Annotated in this window: 1 pseudogene; it reads left to right on the top strand. The window is 41.3% G+C overall.

Annotated features, from left to right (window positions below):
* Positions 1-166 precede the first annotated feature (166 nt).
* Positions 167-318: pseudogene (locus DYY66_RS16075) on the top strand (dehydrogenase); the annotation flags it as partial.

Here is a 318-nt window from a genome sequence, read left to right on the forward strand (position 1 = left end):
AAACCAGCATGGAATGGATGAAAAGCAACAACACGGAAAACAAAATCAAACTAAACACGGCAAGGAAGACTAGGCACAACACCTAATTTTGACAGGCATCTGAAACCAAATAATTGAAGTCAGATATTACTATAATCGGAGCAGGAATACTTGGTANAGAAAGATACTGGTACTAGACCAGGCTCCTCAGGTGGGATTTCACACCAGTTCAAGAAATACAGGCAAAGTCCACGCACCGTTTCTCTACGACCCTGAAAAAAAGAGGATATTTGCAAAAGCTGCAAAAACAGGCTTTGAGATGTGGGAGACCTATTCCAA

This window comes from Candidatus Nitrosotalea sp. FS, from assembly GCF_011319475.1.
GTDB lineage: Archaea > Thermoproteota > Nitrososphaeria > Nitrososphaerales > Nitrosopumilaceae > Nitrosotalea.